We start from the raw sequence: 18,872 nt of genomic DNA, 5'->3' as shown, positions 1-18,872 counted from the left end.
GATAGCTTCAGTAGCTATAATTGTTAATAGTACAATTAAAAATTTGGGCAAAAAAAAGCCACTAAACAGCCTAACACTGTTTTTTGAGTGTGCGAAAACCATTTTTAAATAGATTGGTAATAAAACTTCCTGTTGGAAGGGTTGATTAAGAAGAGGCTCCAGAAGCAGAAGCTAACAATTGGAGGATGAGAGAGCTATCTACCTTTTACGACAACATCGCTGAAAGTAGATCTTGGATTTAAATAAAATCTGAACCTGCATTTTTATTGATTGATTTTCCATAATGAAAAATTATGACGCAAACCTATAAAAATATCCTATTACTTCTATAGATTAATTGTTAAATGTTAAAAATAAGTAGCGCTTTAATGCTTTTTTTGTTTTGGTAATTTGCAGGATAGGACAGGACAGTTAAATTTATTCTATAAAATCTATAGAATTTGATTTTATCCTTTATATTTGCTCCGACAATGCTAGAACGCTTCTTTTTGATTGAGAATATTCCTGCAAAGCCAACCTTAGTTACTCCTCATTTCTAAGGATTTCAACGCCAATCTTCGGCAATGCAGGCTCTTACATCTTAAGCAGCAGATTATTCTGCTGCACTTGATGTAAGATACAATTGAACTCAACAAATTCTGCTGATATTAGTATTAACACAGTGGCGTTTATTTCGGTTTAAGTGATGAGGGCCTTCAATTTCTCATTTTTATTAAGCACCGTCAGGAGCGTTTACCTTTAAAAATTTTATGAAAAATTTTGCATTAGTTACCGGAGCAAGTAAAGGAATAGGCCGCGCAATTGCATTTTCTCTGGCCAGAAGAAATTATAACTTATTGCTTGTTGCGCGATCTGAAAATGAGCTAAAGCTACTACGAGAGTTACTTATACAAAAGTATGGGATTTCTGTTGAATACTTTGTAACTGACTTATCACAGCGTGAAGCAGCGAAAGGTGTTGCCAACTGGCTATCTTTTAATAATTTTGAAGTTTCAGTACTTGTAAACAATGCGGGATATGGACTCTGGGGAGACTTCTCGGAGCTGGATTTGACCGAACAACTGAACATGGTTCAACTGAACGTGAATACTCTAGTTGAGCTAAGCCATTATATCATTCCTTACCTCAAAAAGCACTCGAAATCGTATATACTGAATGTATCAAGTACTGCAGCTTATCAGGCTGTTCCCACTTTAGCCCTCTATGCTGCCTCAAAAAGTTTTGTACTGTCCTTTACTCGTGCCCTTCGTCACGAATTGAGGGAAGGGCCAATTTCTGTTACCTGCATCTGTCCTGGGCCTGTAGATACTGGTTTTGCAGAACGTGCCGGATTGAATGCCTTAAGTAAAATGGCCCAGGCATTTAACATGAAGCCTGAAGAGGTTGCAGAGTTCGCGGTAAGGGGGATGCTGAAGGGGAGGGCAGAAGTAATTCCTGGGCCAACCAACTTTATTTCGGCCTTTGCTACGCGTTTGCTCCCTAAAAATCTTATTGAGAATGCTGCCGCAGGCATATATAAGCTGCAGTAGAACTTTGGGAGTAAGAAGCATATTGGTGCCCAAAAGTTAAGAGCTCAATTCTTATTGCGGTTGTTTTATTTGCGGTTAAATCCGTTCATTCTTCCATCGTCAGAAGTCAATTAAATTTTTCTTTAAATTTTCATTAAAGTTATTTAAACAAAAAGAATTTTTTCTATGTTTGCATTATAGACTACTAAATCTATAGAGTATGTTTGAAAGTATAATGAAATTTAATAACACCAGGAAATTCTATCTGTACAGCTTCTCAAAGATCTGTTGTTGTTGCTAATAACACCTCTTCAAGCGGTGTATCTGGCTTTACAATAAGAATATTTCAATACAAATAACCCCTAACATTTTAAGATCATGGCAACAGCCTATAAACAATTCACTTTAGGAGAATCGCTGACAGCAGAACAAAAAGAATTCTTCAATACTAATGGATTTATCCATTTTAAAAATTTTATAACTCAGAATACAGTAGCCTCTATAGTAGAAGCTTCCAAGGAAGTTCAAAGAAAATGGATCGCCGAAGATGTGAAAAAAGTAAATGGCGTGCCCATCAAGTATGGCAAAGACCTTGACGGATCTACTCTTGTTCAACGTTTTGCATTTATAAATCAGCATCATCCAACCCTAAGCGGATTGCTATTAGATCCCCGATTGCAATCATTGCTGGAATTGGCAGGTTCGGGGGCGAGAATTGGCGATAAAGAAAAAGATGGGATGGTCTTCAATCACTATGTTAACGGCCCTGAAAGTAAGTTTACCAAGATGGGTTGGCATACAGACGGCCTGAGAGATATCTTTTATGGCGGCAGAGTAAACCCAATGCTCAATGTAGGGATTCATTTAAGTAATCTTCTGCCTGAAAATGGAGGGTTGCGAATCATTCCCGGTACCCACAACCAAAGCTTATACCAGTTCCTATTCAGGAAAAAATACTTTTTGGATCATGATGAAGATCCTAATGAAGTAGCAGTGATTCCTTCTGCCGGTGATCTGACAGTTCATGATGGACGCTTGTGGCATCGGGTTGCAAAATCAGAAGTAATAGGCGAAGATAGCCGGAGAAGGGTAATTTATGTGCCTATTATAGCAGGTAAGTACGAACCCAAACATGAGAATAGCCCTACCGTATTTTATCAACGCTTTGCTGGTATAGTAAAATAAGTAAGATGCTTATTTTACTTATCGTTAACTTCCTGGTTAGATCAGGGCGATTAAATAAAGCCATTTTGGTTGTTAAGAATGCATATAAACGAAGAGGCGTCAGACTTGCCAGAACGGCGCTTCTTCTTATGCTGTTACTGATAGCCCCTAATTCGTTCAGTAATAATTCGAAAACAATTTTTAGTTATAAAAGTGATAGTGATAAATTCCCTGTGCCGCGGGGCGTGAACAACATGCTGTTTTATTTACAGCGGGATCCCGATGCAAATACTGTTGTTTATCAACTAAATATTAAAGATGGGCAGGTTGATGCGGAAGACCCCGTCAATGTTTTTTGGATAAAGTTTGCTGATAAGGGCCAGGTTAAAGAGCTAACATCAATTCAACGGCGACTGGCTTATGGATTGCGTTCTAAATCAATTGGCAATGGCAATCATGAGCTCCGGTTCGCAGCTTATCCGAAATTGCCTTTGTACTTGCTGAAAGAGGGACATGAATACAATGTGCATGCAAATGTTGGCCAAAGGGAACTTGTTTTGAACAAAGTTTTTGTAAGAGTGAAGGAGGGTAGTATATGCCTTCCAAAAGTTGATTATGTTGATTTAACAGGAGTGGACGTGAAAACAGGGCGCTCTCTAACTCATCGCATAGATATTTAAAGTCATGTATGTTGTTAAAATAAGTAAGCGAAAGCTCATCTATTCCTTTTTTATCGATATCGTAAAAAGTAAAATTAATGCTATTGGCAGAGCCTCAAAATATAAAAGAAGAAGAAATTTTAGACAACGTCGCTAGCCGCTTAAGGGTGTTCGGTGATAGAAAGAGAACAAACCTCCTTAGAGAGGCTGAACAAAGGACCATTCTATTGCTGGTAAAAAAGATACCAGCTTACATAAGTTCTGATTTCCTGACTTTTTTAGGCGGAGTCGGTTCGGCCATCGTGTTTCTTGCTTTTTTAACTGCATCATATATAGGTTCAATCTGGCTTCTACTTGGGATAGCTGGCTTAGCGATCAACTGGCTTGGAGACTCGCTGGATGGTCGCCTGGCCTTCTACAGGAACAAATCTAGAAAGTGGTACGGCTTTGCCCTTGACATTATCATGGATTGGCTGAGCACTGTTTCCATAGGCATGGGATATTACATTTATGCAACAGAACCCTATAAATGGTTAGGTTTTTTATTTGTTACTTTGTACGGCTGGGCGATATTGATTTCACAGCTGCGATATAAAATTACAGATCGTTATACTATAGACTCAGGGGCTGTAGGTCCTACTGAATTGCGTGTTATCATTGCTCTGATCCTTATTGCAGAAGTGTTTTACTCCCGTATCATTCAATACCCAGCTATAGTAATTTCGCTAATGTTGTTTATTCTAAACTTGAAAGATACCTCAAACCTGTTGAAGGCAGGCGACAAAAGAGATACAGAGGAGAAAGGCTTAATACATTGAGGAAAGCCTTATTAACTTTTGGAAAGGCACAAGTTTCAGCCTTATCTGGTGGGTTGTCTGATTATGCAATAATGGTAACGCTAACAGAGGTGTTTTTTGTTAAGTACACCATTTCTATTGTAGTAAGCGGGATCATTGGAGCTGCGATAAATTTTTCATTAAACAGGCGTTGGGCCTTTAACTCAGAAGAAGATTTTCATCACTCTCTCAAAAGCCAGCTATTAAAATTTTCTGTAGTAATTGGAGGAAGCGTTTTGTTAAAATCGGCAGGTACGTTTTTCGTAACAGAGAGTTCGGGTCTTGATTACAAGATTAGTCGAATTGCTGTAGATCTATTGATATCTTATAGTTTCAACTATCCACTTATTAGATATTGGGTATTTAAAAAGGCAAAAGCTGAGAGGGAACCTTCTGTAATTGGCTCATAATCAAGTAAAAATATATACTGTTATTGAAAAATTCCCTAATCAAAAAAAGCAAAGAAAAATTTTATTACAAAATTTGATTAAAATTGCTTTAGTTTGCATTAATGACTTGGTAGCTCAGTTGGTAGAGCAACTGACTCTTAATCAGTGGGTCGAGAGTTCGAATCTCTCCCAGGTCACCAAAAAAGTAGCCGTTTCTATCAAAAGTAGAAGCGGTTTTTTCTTTTGTGAGGATGATGAATTTAGAAATTTCATTACGTTTTAAAATAGCAATGCAAGGGTCGACTCACGGCAGGCCTTCACATTGCTATGAAAATCCTTTTAACCAAACTTATTTTAGGCTTATGAAGGCACCTCGAGATTTCCCAAATATTGTGATCTGGAAGCAATTTTACGGTCTCTTGAGCAAAATGCCATAAATACTTCTACGTTACAGCCCTTTAAAAATTCAGGTATCGTAGCTTTGAAATTTCCATTATCGCGATTGCTTTGTCCCGCACTGAAAAATGAATCTAGTGATAAGGGACAAATTGCAATAAATAGTAGCTCGTCTGTTTGTTTTGCTTTACGACGATAAATAGTCTCCCATGATAGGATAAATTCACCTTCTGCGGTCACCTTAACCGATGGGTTAGTAGCCTCTTGTAGTGGTCCGTCACTTAACAACACCTTAGAGTAATCGATCCTAAAATTTGGAGCTTCTCCTGTTACTGCATTTTTTGAATTCCAGGACATCATCATGTTTTGCCAGGTTTTTGTAGGTGAGAAATTTGCAAACCCGATGGATGGAAAAGCTCCAACATGATTTAACCATGTTTGAGTGAAGCCAAACCGGGTTCGATTCGCCGCCTCATTTTCACTTGGCGGTGTCGTTCTTCTCTTAGGGAGTCCCCGGAGATAATCAACCCCTCTCCAACTGCTTCCCACAACTGATCCGCATTTTCCGTAAAAGGGACCATTTGGTCCGTTTTTTTGTCTTGCCATAATTAAGGATTTAACGTTAAACAATAATGCTAATATAAGTATAAAAAGAAATTAATAAAAACCTGTAGTTAATAAAAGATTAACTTGTCCTTAATTCGTTCCTCTCGCGAAATTTACCGCGCTAGGTCCGGGTTATTACCGCGTTATGCCCCTGTTCCCTCCTTGAAATTACAAGTTTGGGGGTGAAAGCTTCTTATATTTTTCAAGTAATAGTTAATATGTAATTGTTAATTTTACAGGGCTGGCAGGGGAGTTGAACAGGAGAAATTTATATTATCTTACAGAAGTTAAAAAATTAAATCGGTTCTAAATCATATAAAAGGTGGCAATCATTCATCGATTTACTGTTGAATAGGCAGCTGACTTTTTTAGTGACAACTTTATATAAACTATGATTGATATGAGCAGTAATAAAAAACAATTATCACCCAAGCAAACCAGAGATCTTCTTGAGATTTTAAAGTCTCGCTTTGAAAAAAATAAAAACCGCCACAAAGGAATTGAATGGGTAGATGTTGAGGCAAAGCTGGCAGGAAATACGGAGAAGTTATGGTCATTGGATGAAATGGAAAATACAGGAGGAGAGCCGGATGTGATCGCGTATGATGATGCTAGCAATGAATATATCTTTTGCGATTGTTCTGCGGAAAGTCCCAAAGGTCGCAGAAGCGTTTGTTATGATAGGGAAGGGCTCGAGTCAAGAAAAGAACATCGACCCGAAAATAGTGCTGTGGATATGGCCGCAGAAATGGGCGTTGAACTTTTGGATGAGGAGCAATACAGAGAGTTACAGAAACTCGGGCATTTTGATGCCAAGACATCCAGTTGGTTAAAAACACCCGAAGCAATCCGAAAGCATGGAGGAGCTATATTTGGTGATTTTCGTTACGGTCAAGTCTTTGTGTATCACAATGGGGCTCAGTCTTACTATGCAGCAAGGGCTTTCCGAGGAATTTTAAAAGTCTAAATACTCTTATCATAAACACTGCCCTAACCGCCCGACGAATAGAGAACTTTTACTTTTACTTGTCCTACTATTTAAAATTAGTCTAAATAATATATATTTGCTGCATCTGCATTAATCATAAAAATAGATCGAAAGGCATGTGTCAAACGAGACTTCTGAGTAGCAAATCAAATATTACTGTCAACTATTGCATGCACTGCAACCAATACTACTTATGGCATAATAACCTGCTTTTGAATTTCAGCGCAGAAAAGTTCACACTGTTTAAGGAAGCGGTGGCAGCCCTGCGGTACGAAGATTGTTCTTTCCCTTTTCCAGATAAAGTGAATCGCGCAATAATAAACACCCCCTGCAGTGATATTTCTATGGCCTTCACCTGGGAGGAGTGGAAGTGTTTGAATGAAGTGATGGAAGAGGCTATTTTTATGAGGGAGGTTTACAACCTATTAAAGGATTGAAAATCTCCTGATCAGGCTAAAATCGTTTGTCATAATCTCGCAAATCATAATCCGATTTTGTTAGAATAACTTTGTAAAAAAAAGGTATCTAAAGCTCAAGATTTCTTTGAGAGCCTAACTTCATATAAATCCGGGTTTTTTGTTAAAAAATGCATTAAAAAAATGGCCATATATATTTCCTATAAACCTTATAGATTTATATCTTCGCATTGCCAATCATTCATAAAATGCGTAACAAATTATCTGTTTCGGCTGCTATTATTTTAGCAACAGCCCACTTTGCTTATTCACAAAATAGTCCTCAACAGCCCTTCAAGGGGAAAATAGGTAAGACCCTATCTGAATCTGCACCTTATAAGACCGAATATAACAAGAAGGCTGCTCCTGGTGCTCCCAATGTGGTTTGGATCTTAATCGACGATGCTGGCTTTGGAGCAACTACCGCCTTTGGTGGTTTAGTAGAAACCCCGAACCTTGAAAAGCTTGCCAATCGGGGTTTACGTTTTACCAATTTTCACACCACGGCCATTTGTTCACCTACGCGGGCTGCACTACTTACGGGTAGAAATCATCATTCTGCTCACGTAGGTCTACTTACCCCTGCTGTAGTTGATTTTCCGGGCTATGATACACGTATTCCTTTTGAGAAGGCTACTGTTGCAGAGATTCTTCGTGAAAACGGCTATAATACCTTCGCTTTAGGCAAGTGGCATTTAACACCTGTGAATGAGAACACTGAAGCCGGACCATTTAATCGCTGGCCTACTGGTCGTGGCTTTGATCATTTTTATGGTTTCCATCCTGGCGCTACAGACCAATGGCATCCTGAACTTTGGGAAGACCAGACGAAGATCGATATCGAACCAAATACCAAACATTTGAATGAATTGCTCGCTGACAAGGCAATAAAATACATCGCAAATCAGAAGTCGGGTAACCCCGAGAAGCCGTTTTTTCTTTACCTCGCTACAGGAGCAACCCATTCACCACACCAGGTGGCTAAAGAGTGGATCGATAAATATAAAGGGAAGTTCGACTTTGGCTGGGATAAATACCGGGAACTGGTTATCGAGCGTCAGAAAAAGTTGGGGGTAATTCCGGCGAATGCAATCCTTCCTGAGAGAAATCCTAATCCTGCAATTAAGGCATGGGACACGCTTTCAGAGAAGGAGCAAAAAGCCTTTGCTCATTTTATGGAAGTTTATGCTGCGTTTTACAGTTATACTGACTATGAAATCGGTCGTGTTATTAATTACCTTGAGCAGATTGATCAGTTAGACAATACCATTGTTGCTGTAGTTCTCGGAGATAACGGAGCAAGCAAGGGGGGAACCCAAACAGGTACGGTGAATGCTCAGGTAAATGCGTTGCAAGGAGAAGCGAGGATCGACGCAATTTTAAATGCCCGGGATATCATTGGTACGGACGAATCTAATACAGATTACCCACAAGGTTGGGCAATGGCAGCAAACACTCCTTTCAAATACTGGAAAACCGATGCTAATACAGAAGGCGGTACCCGCAATCCATTGATTCTTTTCTATCCAAAGGGAATTAAAGATAAAGGGGGAATTCGCAATCAGTATGGTCACGTAATAGATGTATTGCCTACAACTTTACAGTTGGCGAAAGCTCAGGTACCGGCAGTAATAAATGGGTATAAACAGGAACCTATTGAAGGGACGAGCCTTGCTTATACAATAGATCAAGCTAAAGCTCCATCCAGGCATACTATCCAGTACTATGAAATTGCCGGAAGTCGTTCGCTTTACAAAGATGGATGGAAAGCAGGTACACTTCATCAACCGGGAACGGATTTCAACAAAGATGTCTGGGAACTTTACAATCTCAACGACGATTTTAACGAAAGGATAAATCTAGCTTCAAAGTATCCCGAAAAGCTGAAAGAACTTCAGGGGCTTTTTGACCAGGAAGCGAAGAAGTACAATGTTTATCCTCTGAAGGATTTCTCACAAGTGGATCTTCCTCAAAACCGTAGCGCTTATGGTAATCATGAAACAATTACTTTTTTCCCTGGAGTTAATCACCTGGTAGGTGTAAATAATCCGCTATATAATGGTCGTTCTTTCAATGTTACTGCAGAAACTGAATTAATTTCAGGCAAGGAAGAAGGTGTTTTGTTTGCTATCGGAGGAGAAGGATCTGGGATAAGCTTGTTTTTGAAAGAAGGAAAATTCCAGTACGCGCACAAAAGTCGAAATAAGATCAGTCATCTGGTTGTTGATAAGCCTTTACCTAAGGGTCGTGCCAGCTTTAAACTTGAATACAAATTTGCAGAGCAACCAAGCGCTGAGGCTGCCGGAACAGAAACGCTTTTCATTAATAATGAAAAAGTAGCAGAGAGGGTTTTCACACGTGCACAAGCCACTGTTTTTGGTCAAAGTAAAACAGACGGAACAGACGTTGGCCGGGATCTTTCAGAAGCAGTGTCAGACAAGTATGTCGTTCCATTCAACTTTAATGGTAAGCTCAAGAAGGTAACGATAAACTATCCGAAGAATGCACCAAGACCGGTGACGAGTAATACTGGTGCCAGCGGAGAATAAGCATTTTTAACGGGGCGCCTCAAATGCAGTGACTTGGCTCAATGTGGTTTTGTTTGATGTAGATAGTTTTCGTAACATTACATGAACTATCAAATTAAACCTGATGAATAAGCGGTGGACGCCCCATTTCTTGTATGTGCTTTTTATTACATTCAGCCTTGTTTTTTCTAGTCTGCAAGCTGTGACTAAAGAAAAAAAAGCACGGTTTAAGGTAATTGCATTTTTTACTGCTAAAAACGATCAGGCGCATATCAGTTTTGTGCATGAGGCCAATGAGTGGTTTCCCAAGATTGGATTAAAGCAGGGATTTAGTTATGATACAACATCAAACTGGAATAATCTTAATCCGGACTTTTTATCAGAATATCAGGTTGTATTATTTTTAGATACGAGACCTGATAACCCGCAGCAACGGCTAAACTTTGAAAACTATATGAAGAAGGGTGGGGCCTGGATGGGCTTTCATTTCTCAGCCTTTGCCCTTACGCCTTCTTCATACCCTCAGAACTGGGATTGGTATCATAACGAGTTTTTAGGCTCAGGAAATTATGGTAGTAATACCTGGCGTCCTACATCTGCTATTCTACGTGTAGTAGATAAGAAACATTCTGTTACTCGCCGGTTACCGCATACATTCAAAGCCTCGCCGAATGAATGGTACCGATGGGAGAATGACCTGCGACTGAATCCGGATATCAGCATTTTACTTGCAATAGATTCCAGCAGTTTTCCCCTTGGTACAGGTCCTAAAAAGCATGAGATCTGGCAAAGCGGATATTATCCGGTTGTATGGTCCAATAAAAAGTATAAGATGGTTTATGTAAACATGGGCCATAACGATATTGACTACGAGCATAAGTTTGATAATACGAATAAAACCCTTTCCTATACCTTTGATAATGAGGTTCAAAATAGGATGATTATCAATTCCTTATTGTGGTTGAGCGGCAGAAAGAAAAAATAAATCTACTTTTTTTATAGATTTTGTATCTTAGCCCTGCCAATCACTCATAATGAAGTTAGTAGTATTAGAAATTGATACTAAAAAGTATCCTGTTATTTCAGCTTTAGCTATTCCTCCATTTTCTTTCGGGTACCAGAATACGGAAAGAGAAGTCCCCTGCTTGTTAGTGTAAGATTTCATCGAGTGATTTAAAGATTGTAAAAGAATTAACACAATATATTTTAACCCGATGAGAACTAATACATTGATTAGCAGCCTTGCGAGTTCGTTAAAGCCAGCGGTATGCATCGCTCTTGGTCTTTTTGCTTTGAACAGCAATGCGAGTGGCCAGAATCAGAAAAAGAAACCTAACGTACTGTTTATTGCCATAGACGATCTGAATAATGATCTTGGTGCTTTTGGGAATACCTATGTTAAATCTCCAAACATCGATCGTCTTGCTGCACGGGGTGTAAGGTTTGATAAAGCATATACTCAATTTCCTCTTTGCAGTCCAAGCCGTTCTTCGTTACTTACGGGGCACCGTCCGGATGTTACAGGTATATACGAACTGCAAACGCACTTTCGTAAAATTCTTCCGGATGTTGTAACTCTTCCTCAATTATTTAAAAACAATAATTACTACACCGCAAGGGTAGGCAAAATATATCATTATGGGGTTCCAGGGCAGATAGGAACCAATGGACTAGATGATTCTATTTCCTGGGTACAAAGATTCAATCCGAAAGGTAGAGATAAAGTTGAGGAGTCAAAGATTATTAATCTTACTCCGGACCGACCTCTGGGAAGTGCCCTTTGTTATCATATTGCCGACGGTACCGATGAGGAACAAACGGATGGTTTAATTGCTAAGGAAGCAATCAGAATTCTCGAAGAAAAAAAGAATGAACCATTCTTTTTAGCAGTTGGCTTTTTCAGGCCTCACACTCCATATGTGGCTCCAAGGAAATATTTTGATCAGTATCCGGTAGAAACAGTACCCTTGGCAAAGAAAACGCCTAACGACTGGGATGATATTCCAGAGCCAGCTTTATTTACCAGGCCTGCAAACTGGGGATTAGATGAAGCAAAACAGCGTGAAGCCTTAAGAGCTTATTATGCTTCTATTTCATTTATGGATGCCCAGGTTGGAAAGGTGCTGGATGCTTTAGATCGTTTAAAATTATCAGACAATACCATCATTGTTCTATGGAGCGACCATGGTTACAATGTTGGTCAGCATGGACAATGGATGAAACAGAGCTTATTCGAAAATTCAGCCAGGGTTCCCTTAATTATTTCAGCTCCTGGTTATGCTCCGGGGAAATCCAGTCCCCGTACTGTAGAGCTGGTAGACATATATCCAACTTTAGCTGAACTTAGCGGATTGAAAGCTCCTTCTGATTTAGAAGGTAAGAGTCTTACACCTCTGCTGAAAAAAGGAGATGCAAAATGGGATAAGGCAGCTTATACACAAGTAAAACGAGGACAAATCTTTGGAAGAAGCGTACGAACTGAGCGTTTCAGATATACAGAGTGGGATCATGGAAAAGCGGGTGTTGAACTTTATGACCATGTGAAGGATCCGGAAGAATTTACCAACCTGGCAAAAGACGAAAAATTTAAAGCTCAGGTAGCAGCACTGGCAGCTTTGCTGAAAAAGGGATATCCCTTAGAGCCTAAAGTAGTACAGGTGGAAGGCAGGCAGCGTCGCCAAGCCGGAGAGTAAAAATTAGCTTCAAATACAGGGATCCCTCCCTGTATTTTTTTATGCTTCCTAATATTTTATCAATGATCAAAACTTCTTATAAATACTTGTTTTTTGCACTTTTGGCGTCTTCAATATCGGAAGCGCTTGCTCAAAAAAGTACCGCGACAAAACCAAATATCGTCCTTATCTACGCAGATGATGTGGGTTACGGTGATATCAGTGCTAATGGGGCAAGCAAAATAAAGACCCCAAATTTAGACAAGATTGCGAAGCAGGGCTTACGCTTTTCCAACGCTCACACCTCATCAGCATCCTGTACCCCTTCCCGATATTCTTTGATCACCGGGCAGTATGCATGGAGAAAGGAAGGGACGAAGGTGGCTCCGGGAAATGCGTCATTAATAATAGATACAGCAAGACTTACTATTGCGGGCCTCCTGAAAAGAGCAGGATATACTAGTGGCGTTGTAGGTAAATGGCATTTGGGATTAGGGCCTGCATCGGGACCTGACTGGAATGGAGAGATAAAGCCTGGACCACTGGAACTGGGTTTTAATTATTCTTATATCCTTCCTGCTACTGGCGACCGCGTACCTTGTGTGTATGTAGAAAACCACCATATCGTGAATCTGGATAAGAATGATCCTGTTCTGGTGAGTTATGAGGCCCCGGTTGGAAACGAGCCTACGGGAGTAAATAATCCGGAGCTTCTTAAGGTAAAACCCTCAAGAGGCCATAATCAAACTATTGTGAATGGCGTTAGCCGGATCGGGTATATGAGCGGAGGAAAATCTGCGCGTTGGGTGGATGAGGATATTGCGGATGTGTTAACTGCGAAGGCAAAGCATTTTATCCAGGATAACAAGCAGAACCCATTTTTCCTTTATTTTGCTACTCACGATATCCATGTGCCGCGTATTCCTCATTCAAGATTTGCCGGGAAAAGTGGCCTCGGTGTACGGGGAGATGCCTTGTTACAATTAGATTGGTGTGCAGGAGAAGTGCTGAAAACGCTTGACAGTCTGGGTTTAAGTAAGAATACTATTGTAATTTTCAGTAGCGATAATGGTCCTGTGCTGGATGATGGGTACCAGGATGAAGCTGTGGAGAAATTGAACGGACACAAACCTGCCGGACCATTACGGGGAGGTAAATACAGCATTTTTGATGCCGGAACACGGGTTCCTTTTTTCATTAAGTGGCCCGGCGTTATCAAGCCTGGTACATCCTCGGATGCACTTCTTAGTCAGGTTGACCTTTTTGCTTCCTTCGCTTCTTTGACTAAGCAAAAATTAAGTCCCGCTGACGCTCCTGATAGTTTTGATGAATTGCAGGTTTTACTTGGAAAGTCTGTTAAGGGAAGAGAAAGTTTAGTAGAGCATGCCGGAACACTTGCCCTTATTAAAGGCGAATGGAAGTATATAGAACCTAAAGATGGCGCAAAAGTGAACCCCGGTGCCAGAATAGAGCTCGGAAACAATCCCGAAGCTCAGCTTTACAATCTCAAAACAGATATTGGCGAAACAAATAACGTTGCCATGAAACATCCTGAAATAGTAGCTGAACTTGCAGCAGCATTAAAAACACTAAAAGAAAATGGCCGTAGCAGATAGAATCTTTAAAGCAGTAAGCGTTTCAGTTACTACCCTGTTTTTTTGTCTTCCCGGGATTATTTCAGCCCAGAACAAAGAGACAAAGCATCCCAATATTCTGTTTTGTATTGCAGATGATGCCTCTCTTGAATTTTTTAGCGCATATGGTTTTGGTTACTCCTATGTGAACACACCAGCCTTTGACAGAATAGCGCGGGAAGGTATCCTGTTTGAAAATGCTTATACTCCTAATGCTAAATGTTCGCCTTCAAGAGCGAGTATTTTAACAGGCTGGAATCCATGGCAACTTGAAGAGGCTGCTAATCATAATTCTTACTTCCCGGCCAAATTTGCCAGCTTTGTAGAAGTATTAGGGCAAAACGGATATACAACTGCTTTTACAGGAAAAGGTTGGGGACCCGGTGTTGCGGTAGACGGGAATGGGAAGCAAAGGCAATTGACAGGTAAGGCATACAGTGAAATTAAGGTCCAGACGCCAACAGATAAAATTTCTCCTATTAATTATGCTGCTAATTTTGAGAAATTCCTGCAGGAAAAGCCTTCTGACAAGCCTTTCTGCTTTTGGTATGGCGGCCACGAACCGCATCGTGCTTACGAATATGGCTCCGGAATAAGCAAAGGAAAAAAAGATATAAGTCAGGTGAAGGTACCGCCTACCTGGCCTGATAACGCACAGGTTAGGAATGATTTGCTTGACTATGCTTACGAGGTAGAATATTTTGACCAGTATCTGGGTAAGATCCTGGACCTTTTGGAGAAGTCTGGTGAGCTTGACAATACGATTATTGTGGTTACTTCAGATAATGGGATGCCTTTCCCGCGTGTTAAGGGACATGTATATGAGAAGGCTAATCATCTTCCTTTAGCTATTTACTGGAAAAATGGCATCAAATCTCCTGGAAGGAAGGTGAAAGATTTTGTGAGCTTTATTGATTTTGCTCCTACATTTCTGGAGTTGGCAGGGGTTGATCAAAGCTCATCGGGAATGCAAGCGATTGAAGGAAAATCTATTCTCAACCTTTTAAAATCGTCCATCCCCGATAAGAACCGCGATCATGTACTTCTGGGAAGAGAACGTACAGACATCGGGAGACCAAATGATGAAGGTTACCCTGTTCGGGCAATTATAAAAGATGGTTATTTTCTGGCTGTTAACTACGAACCTTCACGCTGGCCTTGCGGTAATCCTGAAACAGGTTACAGGGATACTGATGGGAGTCCAACAAAGACAAGCATTCTGCAAGCTCATCGTAAGAATGAGAATGACGAGTATTGGAAACTTTCCTTTGCAAAAAAAGGAGGCGAGGAGTTATATGACATTAAAAAAGATCCTTTCTGTTTAAATAACCTCGCAGCTAGTTCAGCACAAACTTCCTTGAAACAGAAGTTGAAACAGCAGTTGGAAGCTGAGCTGAGAAAGCAGAACGACCCAAGGATGTTCGGAAAAGGCTACCTGTTCGATCAATACAAGTATGCTCAACCTGATGTTGTTGGATATTATGAGAAGTATTTGAGAGGCGAGATTGTTAAAACTGGTTCTGCAAATGAGTCAGATCTGGATAAGGCTATCAAATAGGCTCTCTTTTTAGGTCTTGATCAGAACAGTGTCCTAGTATGAATATTAAATCTATTAATTTTATAGAGTTTGCGAAAAAGATTTATATTTGCAGGCGCTGACAAAAAGGTAAGTATCATCACCGGGGTGGGTTATAGCAGGGAATCTATGTTGTATCAGGGTGTGTAAATAAACAATTAGAGAAATATAATTTATAAGTAAGATGGAAAATTTGTACTCAAACCCCGTTTTTACACCTTGTTCTTCAAATTCTAGGATGGTCTGTTGATCCTATTGCTCAACATGTTTAGTAAACATGTGTCAATTTAGATCTTAAAGGTCAAATCAGGATTTTCACTCTGGCCGGGCATATTTTCGGTCAACTTAACGCCAAATAATTTTATGAATTTAATTACCAGATCCTGGCGTATCACCAGGACTAGCCTGCTATGTTTAGGATTGTTCGCCTATGCAGGAAATGTAGAAACAGCACAAGCTCAAACTCAGACGACCCCATTAATTAATTCTAATTTAACCGGGAAAGTAATTGACGCCAAAACGAAAGAAACCCTTCCCGGCGCTATCGTTCATATAAAAGGCACTACTCACGAAGTAAATACGGATGCTAACGGAGCATTTAAGTTCGTAACCGGACAAAAGTTTCCCTACACGCTTGAAGTAAGCTTTATTGGTTATGAAAAAACAGAAGTTGTGGTTAACGGGCCAACCGTTACTGTTGCGTTGAAAGAAAGCGTAAATCAATTGAATGAAATAGTAGTAGTAGGTTACGGAACTCAAAAACGTATTGATCTAACCGGCTCTGTGGCTTCTGTATCTCAGAAAGTACTTTCTCAGCCAGTTAGTTCTTTAGAGCGTTTACTTCAGGGTAGTATCGCAGGAGCTCAGGTAACACAGGTTTCAGGCCAGCCAGGGGCTCCGGTAAGTATCCGTATTCGGGGTGGAAGTTCTGTAACTGCAGGAAACGAACCCCTTTACGTTATAGACGGCTTCCCTATCGAAAGCAATAATGGTTATGCCAGTTCAGGAACTGCTGCGGGTCCGAATGTGAATGCCCTTGCTACTTTGAGCCCTGGAGACATTGAAACGATAGACGTATTAAAAGACGCATCTGCAACTGCTATTTATGGCTCAAGAGGTGCCAATGGTGTGGTTTTAATTACTACAAAACGCGGTAAAGCCGGACGAAATATTGTGAACTATGACGTGAGCTACGGAAAGCAGGATGTAACAAAGAAAGTTGATGTAATAACTAATTCCCGCCAATGGGCAGAACTGAAAAATGAAGCTCGCATCAATGCTGGAAAAACCGCTTATTATACCACAGAACAGTTAAATGCTTTGGGTGAGGGTACCGATTGGCAGGCAGAGGCTTTCACCAATGCTCCTTCCCAGAATCATAATTTAAGTATCAGTGGTGGTGACGATAAAACTCATTATGCTGTTACTGGAAATTACTATAAGCAGGATGGAATTTTGTTTAACACCAACTTTAAGAGATATTCTGCACGTGTCAATTTTGATAGAAATGTTTCTACCAAGTTCAAAGTAAGCGCGAGTTTTTCTGCCAGTAAGACGAATTCCAATATCGCTAAAGACAACATCGTCAGAGCTCTATTGTTAATGCCACCAACGGTTTCTGTTAGAGATGCAAGTGGAGCTTATACCTATCAAAGCGAGTTTGAAACACCTCTTGGCAACCCGATTGCTACTTTAGCTGGTGAAACTAATCAAAGCAATAACAACAGGGTTTTAGGAAATATTTTTGGAGAATATAAGATTGTGGATGGCTTAACGGCCAAGGTTTCGGTAGGTGGTGATATCCTTAATAATAAAGAGAACAGATATATACCAAGCACTATCTATCAGGGAGCGAACACAATTACTACCGGGGAAGCATCGGTGGGTACCAGAACGATCACCAACTGGTTAAATGAAAATACACTTAACTATGTAAAGAGCTTCGGAAATAAGCATAGCATAAACGCTCTTGTGGGATATACTGAGCAATCAATGCACCTTGAGGGAGTTACGGCCGGATCGTATGGTTTCAGTGCTGAACAGACTACTTTCAATGATTTGGGAAGTGGAGCTACTTATTCAAAGCCTACATCAATATCACGCGACTGGGTGCTGAAATCGGCCCTTGCCCGTTTGAATTACTCTTTCGAGGAGAAATATTTGTTTACAGTTACAGGTCGCGCCGATGGTTCTTCAAAGTTTGGTGCTAACAATAAATGGGGATATTTCCCTTCAGCGGCATTTGCATGGAATGTTAGTAAGGAAACTGCATTTGATCTGCCTTCCGCAATCAGCAATTTGAAGCTTCGTTTGAGTGCCGGATTAACTGGTAACCAAGATATAGATCCTTATCAGTCGCTAGCTACCCTAGGAAACAATAACTATATCTTTAATGGAACCACCGTTATCGGATATGCTCCGAACCGTATTATTAACCCTGATTTAAGCTGGGAAAGTACAGCGCAATATGATGCTGGCATTGATCTTTCTTTATTTAAGAACAGAATCAATCTGGTACTTGATGGGTATTACAAACGCACTGAAGACCTTCTTCTGAATGTGCCATTAATATATACTACAGGTCAGTCTACTTCCCTTCAAAACTACGGTACTGTATCTAATAAAGGTTTAGAGCTTTCGATAAACACAAATAACCTTCAGGGTGATTTCACATGGAGCTCTTCTTTGAATCTTTCTACCAATAAAAACAAAATTTTAAGTCTGGGTGAAGGTGTTGAGTATATTATTAATGGTGTAAGCATTGCACAGGTTGGACAGCCTTTAGGAACTTTCTACGGTCTGAAAACGAATGGAATCTTTCAATCAACAGATGATATTAGTAAACTGCCGGTATATCTTACAAGAAATAAACCCGGAGATCAGCGCTATGTAGACAGGAACGGTGATAATACAATTACCGAAACATCCGACCGCTTCTTTATCGGTAATGCGCAGCCAAAGCTTCTGGGTGGTTTTACTAATAACTTTTCTTATAAAGGCCTTGATCTGACAGTTTTATTCCAGGGATCCTACGGAAATAAGATTTTCAATCAAAACCGTCAGCAGCTGGAGATCCTTTCTGGTCAGCAAAATGCATCAACTACAGCTCTACAACGCTGGACTCCTGAAAACGGTGGTAATTTAATACCTCGTGCTTATGAAGATCCTGCAGTTGTAAACTCCGACCGCTACGTTGAAGATGGTTCTTACCTACGCTTGAAAAACTTAACGGTAGGTTACACTCTTCCAATTCGTTTTGCATCCAAAAATAACAATGCAAAAATGCGCCTTTACTTCACCGCGCAGAACCTTGCAACCTGGACAAAATATAGCGGCTTTGATCCAGAGGTAAGTAAGAACGGACAAAGTACGATCGGTGCGGGCGTGGATCAGTATGTGTATCCAACCGCAAAACTTTTCCTGGGAGGAATCAATATCACACTTTAATCATTCAACGCTTA

Annotated in this window: 15 protein-coding genes and 1 tRNA gene; 14 read left to right on the top strand and 2 right to left on the bottom strand. The window is 40.3% G+C overall.

Annotated elements, in window-relative coordinates; all coding sequences use genetic code 11:
- The first annotated feature begins 749 nt into the window (after nt 1-749).
- The 6 genes from J4N24_RS13080 (at nt 750) to J4N24_RS13055 (ending at nt 4,756) form a co-directional block, all read left to right on the top strand.
- Entirely contained in the window at nt 750-1,529 is a 780-nt protein-coding gene (locus tag J4N24_RS13080) for an SDR family NAD(P)-dependent oxidoreductase (RefSeq protein ID WP_207534140.1), read from the top strand.
- A gap of 357 nt (nt 1,530-1,886) precedes the next feature.
- Nucleotides 1,887-2,693: a phytanoyl-CoA dioxygenase family protein gene (locus tag J4N24_RS13075; protein ID WP_207534139.1), complete on the top strand. Its 807-nt coding sequence runs from the start codon at nt 1,887-1,889 to the stop codon at nt 2,691-2,693.
- A gap of 5 nt (nt 2,694-2,698) precedes the next feature.
- A complete protein-coding gene (locus J4N24_RS13070; protein ID WP_207534138.1) occupies nt 2,699-3,352 on the top strand; it encodes a DUF4833 domain-containing protein in 654 nt (217 codons plus the stop codon).
- 77 nt (nt 3,353-3,429) lie between these two features.
- The gene (locus tag J4N24_RS13065) at nt 3,430-4,149 is read left to right on the top strand and encodes a CDP-alcohol phosphatidyltransferase family protein (protein WP_242691613.1); all 720 of its coding nucleotides are present in this window, start codon (nt 3,430-3,432) and stop codon (nt 4,147-4,149) included.
- Nucleotides 4,146-4,577: a GtrA family protein gene (locus J4N24_RS13060; RefSeq protein ID WP_242691612.1), complete on the top strand. Its 432-nt coding sequence runs from the start codon at nt 4,146-4,148 to the stop codon at nt 4,575-4,577. Before J4N24_RS13065 ends, J4N24_RS13060 begins: the two co-directional genes overlap by 4 nt.
- A gap of 103 nt (nt 4,578-4,680) precedes the next feature.
- Nucleotides 4,681-4,756, top strand: a tRNA-Lys gene (locus J4N24_RS13055).
- 160 nt (nt 4,757-4,916) lie between these two features.
- Here the strand turns inward: J4N24_RS13055 and J4N24_RS13050 are convergent.
- The gene (locus tag J4N24_RS13050; RefSeq protein WP_207534137.1) at nt 4,917-5,558 is read right to left on the bottom strand and encodes a DUF6266 family protein; all 642 of its coding nucleotides are present in this window, start codon (nt 5,556-5,558) and stop codon (nt 4,917-4,919) included.
- 400 nt (nt 5,559-5,958) lie between these two features.
- Between J4N24_RS13050 and J4N24_RS13045 the strand changes: the two genes are divergently transcribed.
- From J4N24_RS13045 to J4N24_RS13030, 4 genes are all read left to right on the top strand, one after another.
- Complete coding sequence (locus J4N24_RS13045) at nt 5,959-6,525, top strand: DUF4256 domain-containing protein (protein ID WP_207534136.1); 567 nt, start codon at nt 5,959-5,961, stop codon at nt 6,523-6,525.
- A 137-nt stretch (nt 6,526-6,662) separates the two neighbouring features.
- Entirely contained in the window at nt 6,663-6,983 is a 321-nt protein-coding gene (locus J4N24_RS13040; RefSeq protein ID WP_369806229.1) for a DUF6686 family protein, read from the top strand.
- Nucleotides 6,984-7,210: 227 nt separating this feature from the next.
- Entirely contained in the window at nt 7,211-9,550 is a 2,340-nt protein-coding gene (locus tag J4N24_RS13035) for an arylsulfatase (RefSeq protein ID WP_207534134.1), read from the top strand.
- Between the two features lie 181 nt (nt 9,551-9,731).
- On the top strand, nt 9,732-10,514 hold the full coding sequence (locus J4N24_RS13030; RefSeq protein WP_369806228.1) for a ThuA domain-containing protein: 783 nt from the start codon (nt 9,732-9,734) through the stop codon (nt 10,512-10,514).
- A gap of 27 nt (nt 10,515-10,541) precedes the next feature.
- Here J4N24_RS13030 and J4N24_RS13025 read toward each other — a convergent pair whose 3' ends face one another.
- A complete protein-coding gene (locus J4N24_RS13025) occupies nt 10,542-10,694 on the bottom strand; it encodes a hypothetical protein (protein ID WP_207534132.1) in 153 nt (50 codons plus the stop codon).
- A 49-nt stretch (nt 10,695-10,743) separates the two neighbouring features.
- On the opposite strand from J4N24_RS13025, the gene J4N24_RS13020 reads away from it, so the two are divergent.
- The 4 genes from J4N24_RS13020 to J4N24_RS13005 all read left to right on the top strand — a co-directional run bounded on the left by J4N24_RS13020 (nt 10,744) and on the right by J4N24_RS13005 (nt 18,858).
- Complete coding sequence (locus J4N24_RS13020; RefSeq protein WP_207534131.1) at nt 10,744-12,222, top strand: sulfatase; 1,479 nt, start codon at nt 10,744-10,746, stop codon at nt 12,220-12,222.
- A 62-nt stretch (nt 12,223-12,284) separates the two neighbouring features.
- Nucleotides 12,285-13,817, top strand: coding sequence for a sulfatase family protein (locus tag J4N24_RS13015; RefSeq protein WP_207534130.1), 1,533 nt, complete (start codon nt 12,285-12,287; stop codon nt 13,815-13,817).
- Nucleotides 13,801-15,393: a sulfatase family protein gene (locus J4N24_RS13010; protein ID WP_207534129.1), complete on the top strand. Its 1,593-nt coding sequence runs from the start codon at nt 13,801-13,803 to the stop codon at nt 15,391-15,393. The genes J4N24_RS13015 and J4N24_RS13010 overlap by 17 nt, the downstream gene beginning before the upstream one ends.
- A gap of 381 nt (nt 15,394-15,774) precedes the next feature.
- Complete coding sequence (locus J4N24_RS13005; protein ID WP_207534128.1) at nt 15,775-18,858, top strand: SusC/RagA family TonB-linked outer membrane protein; 3,084 nt, start codon at nt 15,775-15,777, stop codon at nt 18,856-18,858.
- Nucleotides 18,859-18,872: the final 14 nt, after the last annotated feature.

It is taken from the genome of Desertivirga arenae (assembly GCF_017355785.1).
In the GTDB taxonomy this organism is placed as follows: Bacteria; Bacteroidota; Bacteroidia; order Sphingobacteriales; family Sphingobacteriaceae; genus Desertivirga; species Desertivirga arenae.
Note: the sequence above shows the minus strand (reverse complement) of the source record. Positions and strands in the feature narration are given on the sequence as shown.